Source organism: Kocuria sp. ZOR0020 (assembly GCF_000800955.1).
Taxonomy (GTDB): Bacteria; Actinomycetota; Actinomycetes; order Actinomycetales; family Micrococcaceae; genus Kocuria; species Kocuria subflava.
In genome coordinates, this window is the sequence record NZ_JROX01000135.1 from 1 (window position 1) to 5,561 (window position 5,561).

Consider the following 5,561-nt stretch of genomic DNA (forward strand, 5'->3'; position numbering starts at 1 on the left):
CTCTCAGGCCGCAGTGCGTTCGTGGACGGCCAGTTCCTGGTGGTGGGCACGGACCAGGGGCCCGCCGATCTGGTGCAGGCGCCTCAGGGCGAAACTCCGCTGTCCGGGCGCGTTGTGGTGGTTACCGGGGCGGCACGCGGCATCGGGGAGGAGATCGCACGGCTGCTGCACACCCAGGGTGCCCACGTGGTGCCGGTGGATGTGCCCGCTGCAGGCCAGCCGTTGTCCACCCTGGCCAATGAGTTGGAAACGGCGTCGCTGAGCTTGGACGTGACGGCAGAGGATGCAGGTCAGCGCATCCTGGAGCACTGCCGCTCCCGCTATGGTCGGCTGGACGGCATTGTCCACAACGCCGGCATCACCCGGGACAAGATGCTGGCCAACATGGACCAAGCCAAATTTGCCTCCGTGTTGGCAGTCAACACAGAGGCGCCCTTGCGGATCACGGAGCAGTTGCTGGCTGATCCCATGGCTGATGGGTTGCGCGTGGTGGGCCTGGCCTCCACCTCCGGTGTGGCGGGCAACCGCGGTCAAACCAACTACGCGGCCTCCAAGGCCGGTGTGGTGGGCATGGTGGCCGGTCTGGCCCCGATTCTTGCTGCCCGCGGTGGAACGGCCAATGCCGTGGCGCCGGGGTTCATCGAGACGGAGATGACGGCCAAGATTCCGCTGGCTCGCCGCCAGGTGGCCCGCCGTCTGAACTCTCTGCAGCAAGGTGGGCTGCCGCTGGACGTGGCAGAGGCAATTGCCTTCCTGCTCTCTGATTCCGCCGCGGGTATCAGTGGTCAGACGTTGCGGGTGTGCGGTCAGAACTTGGTGGGTGCCTGAGATGAGTGCCCATGATCTGCAGCCTGCCCGTCAAAAGATCCTGTTGGAGTCCATGCCCTCCCTGGGCGGCATGTACGCCAAGGCGGCAGGGCAACTGGTGGGCCGCGGTGCCACGGCCGGAGTCCGGCGTGCTCTGCGCAGCACTCCACTTCCCCTGCCCGGGCGTTCCGGTGCCACACGACGCCGGACCACCCTCCGCCTGCCCAACATCCAGATCCAGGTCCCCGGGGTGAAGGTGGAGGCCCACGGCAACTCTGCCTTCTGCCAGGTGGTGGAGGCCCCGGTTCGGGTGGATGAGAAGGGCCGTGAGGTCGCCTTCAGCGGTTACCTCCACGCCTTGGCCTTCCCCGCCGCCATGGCCTTGCTCACCCGCGATGACTTCCCTCTGCCCACCGTTGGGCTGGTCCATTTGTCCAATCACGTCCATCACACCCAACAGGTGCTGGTAGGGGAGTCCTTGGACGTCACCGTGTGGGCACAGGATCTGCGGAAGCATCGGGCCGGGGCGGCGGTGGACGTCGTCGTCGAACTGCGGCGCAGTCCGCGGGGCAACGACGACGACGCCCGTGGTGCCGGGATGGTGGAGCCCGTGTGGACCGGGCGCTCCGTGTATCTGGCACGAGGTGTCCAGCTGAGTTCGGAGGCCGGGGGAGAAACAGCCTCCGGTGAGAGCCAGCAGCGCCCGGAATTCACACCACCTGTCCCCACAGCGCGCTGGAGTTTGGGTGCGGACACGGGGCGGCGGTACGCAGCAGTCTCCGGGGACGTCAATCCGATCCACCTCAGTGGGCCCAGCGCCAAGGCACTGGGCATGAAGGGTGCGATTGCCCATGGGATGTACACCGCCTCCCGCGCCCTGGCCATGGTGGGTGCCCAAGCCCCCATGACCTGGGAGGTTGAGTTCCACACGCCGTTGGTGCTGCCCAGTTCCGTGGCTGTGGCGGTTGACCGCACGGGCCGGGCAGAGGGCCTGCGGGAGGCCACCGTGACGGTGTGGAACGCCAAGAAGCGCAAGCCGCACGCCACCTTGACGGTGCAGCGGTGAGTGATCGGTCCGGGCAGTTGTGTTGTCAGAGGTGTGGTCCACAATGGCTGCGTGAGCACCCAGATTGAGACTCCCCGGACCGATCGCCCCTCAGATCAGGACCAGCAAGAATACGCGTCGCTGATAGAAGAGATTCGAGCAGCCCGCGCTGCGTATTACGACCGTGATGCGCCCACCATCTCTGACGCAGAGTATGACTACTTATTCAAGCGACTGCGCGCGTTCGAGGTCTCATATCCTGTCCTACGAAGTAACGAATCACCTACACAGGAGGTCGGGGGCGAGGTCTCTGCTGCTTTCGCTCCGGTCAAGCACCTGGAGAAGATGTACTCCCTGGAGGACGTGTTCTCCATCCAGGAACTTGTTGCGTGGCTTGCTCGTGCGGAATCGTCCGTGGCCGCCCTGCACGGCGCCCCTGACCTCGAGTGGCTCACGGAGCTGAAGATCGACGGCCTGGCCGTGAACCTGCTGTACCGGCAGGGACGCCTGGTGCGCGCTGCCACCCGTGGGGACGGCACCACCGGGGAGGACGTCACGCATAACGTGGAGACCATCAAGACCATCCCCGCACAGCTCACCGGGGAGCAGATCCCTGAGGAAATCGAGATCCGCGGGGAAATCTTCATCTCCACCCAGGACTTTGAACGGGTCAATCAGGAGCGCGTGGCGGAGGGCAAACCTCCCTTTGCCAATCCGCGAAACTCAGCCGCGGGCTCCCTGCGCCAGAAGGACCCTGCCGAAACCGCCAAGCGGCCACTGTCCATGTACGTCCATGGCATCGGCGCGGCCACCGGGCTGGAGATCACCCAGCAGTCTGAGGTCTATGACCACATGCGGGCCTGGGGTTTGCCCGTGAGCCCCTACTCACAGGTCTTCACCTCCGTGGATCAGATCTTGGACTACATCCAGGAGTATGGGGACAAACGCCACAGCCTGGTCCACGGGATTGACGGCATTGTGGTCAAGGTCAATGACCGTTCCACCCAGCGGCAACTGGGGCACACCTCCCGCACTCCGCGGTGGGCGGTGGCCTACAAATACCCTCCGGAGGAAGTCTTTACTGAACTATTGGATATAGCCGTAGGCGTGGGGCGCACTGGACGGGTGACCCCGTTCGGGATCATGGTGCCGGTCACCGTGGCAGGGTCCACGGTGTCCATGGCCACCTTGCACAACCAAGACGTGGTCAAGGCCAAAGGCGTGTTGATCGGGGACACCGTGGTGCTGCGCAAGGCCGGGGACGTCATCCCGGAGATCGTGGGACCGGTGGTGGCGCTGCGGGACGGCAGTGAACGCGAATTCGTGATGCCCACCCAGTGTCCGTCCTGTGGCACCACGTTGGCACCGGCCAAGGAGGGGGACGTGGACATCCGCTGTCCAAACTCCCGATCCTGCCCTGAACAGCTGCGCCAGCGCGTGTTCTACGCGGCCGGCCGCGGAGCTTTCGACATCGAGGCACTGGGGGAGGAAGCCGCCAAGGCGTTGACCGCCCCGGACTCAGGCACGCCGCCGCTGACCTCGGAAGCCCAGCTTTTTGACCTCACGCCGGATGACCTGGCTGAGGTCATGATCACCCGGCCCAAGCGCGGAAAATCGGCAGGGGAAGGGGCCACGGAGCTGGTGCCCTACTTCTGGACCAAGGCCACGGCCAAGAAGGAATCCGTGCCCAGCGCCAACACCAAGCGGTTGTTCGATCAACTCGAACAGGCCAAGCAGCAACCTCTGTGGCGGGTCCTGGTGGCACTGTCCATCCGTCACGTGGGCCCCACGGCCGCCAGGTCCTTGGCCACAGCCTTCGGCTCCATGGATCGCATTCGCAGTGCAACGGAGGAGCACCTTGCTGCCACGGACGGGGTGGGGCCCACCATCGCGCGTGCGGTCAGCGAGTGGTTTGCAGAACCTTGGCACCAGGAGATCGTGGACACCTGGGCCGCCTCTGGCGTGCGGATGGAGGACGAGGTTGATCACTCCACCCCCAAGGTCCTGGAGGGCCTGACCGTGGTGGTCACCGGAACGTTGGAGAACTTCTCACGGGACTCCGCCAAGGAAGCCATCCTGGTCCGCGGCGGCAAAGCTTCTGGATCCGTGTCCAAGAAGACCGACTTCCTGGTGGCGGGAGCCTCCGCAGGCTCCAAACTGGAGAAGGCAGAGTCCCTGGGCGTGCCCGTCCTGGACGAGGCCGGGTTCCAGGCCTTGCTGGAGGGCGGTGCGGATGCCGTCTCGGCCGCGGACGCAGTGGCTCAGGACTGAGTTCTGAGCTGGGTTCTGGGATGAGACACGCCGCTGATCACCTGTGACGTACCCCACATTTGGGGACATGTCGACAATGCGGCGTGGAGTCGGTCACAAAGGTCGTGACCATTCCGTGATCCGGCTGTTATGGTCTTGTTACCTTGATTTCGCGGGGTGTTCAGCCCATTTGTGCGGGATCAGGTCCGAGCTGTGAGGGCCGCATTGCCCGGTTGTTTCCATGCAAATGCGAGCACAACCTTCCAGTTTGACTCGGATCACAGCCCCCAGGGGGTGACAGTTTCAAAATCGTTACTGTAACGTGATCTTCGAACTTCCCACGGGGACTCCCCGGCCAAGGGGATTCACCCCAGATCTGGCTCCATGCCGGATCAACACCAACGAATCCCGGGTGTTGCTCAACCGTCATCGCTGTCTGCGAGCAACGCCTGAACCTCGATCCAACTGATTCGGGAAGACAGCGACGCAAAGACGCCGGGGACGGCACGAGCGTGGACGGGACCGCACAGGAGCTAGTTGTGAACAAGAACTTCAAGAAGACCATCGTTGCCGGCACCGCCACCGTTCTGGGCGGCTTCGCCCTGGCTGGTGCCTCCGCTCCCGCCAACGCCGTTGACTGGGATGCCGTTGCGCAGTGCGAGTCCTCCGGCAACTGGTCCATCGACACCGGTAACGGCTACTCCGGTGGCCTGCAGTTCTCCCCCTCCACTTGGGCTGCTTACGGTGGCTCCGGCTCTGCTGCCAACGCCTCCAAGGCCGAGCAGATCCGCGTGGCTGAGAACGTTCTGGCTGGCCAGGGCATCGGCGCTTGGCCGAAGTGTGGCCCGCTGGGCCTGGGGGGCACCACCTCCAGCGTCTCCACCCAGTCCACCCCGGCTCAGGCTGCTCCGGCCCCGGCTCCCGCTGCTGCTCCTGCTCCCGTGGCTGAGAAGGCCCCGGTTGTCGAGGCACCCGTTGCTGAGGCCCCCGTTGCCGCTCCGGCTCCGGTTGTTGAGGAAGCCCCGGTTGTTGAGTACACCGCACCGGCTGCCCCCGTGCAGGTCCAGACCGCTCCGGCTGCAGGCACCTACACCGTTGAGGCCGGTGACTCCCTGTCCGCCATTGCCAACAAGCTCGGCATCCAGGGTGGCTGGGAAGCTCTCTACGCTGCCAACTCCGGCACCGTGGCCGACGCCAACCTGATCTTTGTGGGTCAGACCCTGAACATCCCCGCCTGATCTCTGCCTGATCACGGGATGAGGTGACCGCGCGTCACCATCCATGCACCAGGACCCCGTCACCGCTTTCGCGGTGGCGGGGTCCTGTCATGTGCGCAATCGGGCTGCACGGCCCACTGAGCCGGCCTGGCCGGCCGAGTCAGCAATGGGCGTGGTGGGCCCACCCGTCCAAAGCGGGCCCTTCACAGATGAGCATGGGTAGGGGTCTTGCGCCACGGCCG

General features: G+C 65.0%; 4 protein-coding genes. All 4 read left to right on the forward strand.

Annotated features, from left to right (window positions below):
• The coding region (locus tag L979_RS08610) for a 3-oxoacyl-ACP reductase (protein ID WP_047691638.1) at positions 1 to 828 on the forward strand (828 nt) is incomplete at its 5' end.
• Between the two features lies 1 nt (position 829).
• Positions 830 to 1,873, forward strand: a complete 1,044-nt coding sequence (locus tag L979_RS08615; RefSeq protein ID WP_047691640.1) for a MaoC/PaaZ C-terminal domain-containing protein — start codon at positions 830 to 832, stop codon at positions 1,871 to 1,873.
• A 51-nt stretch (positions 1,874 to 1,924) separates the two neighbouring features.
• Positions 1,925 to 4,123, forward strand: a complete 2,199-nt coding sequence (gene ligA / locus L979_RS08620; protein WP_231559473.1) for an NAD-dependent DNA ligase LigA — start codon at positions 1,925 to 1,927, stop codon at positions 4,121 to 4,123.
• Positions 4,124 to 4,641: 518 nt separating this feature from the next.
• Complete coding sequence (locus L979_RS08625; protein ID WP_052209701.1) at positions 4,642 to 5,340, forward strand: transglycosylase family protein; 699 nt, start codon at positions 4,642 to 4,644, stop codon at positions 5,338 to 5,340.
• Positions 5,341 to 5,561: the final 221 nt, after the last annotated feature.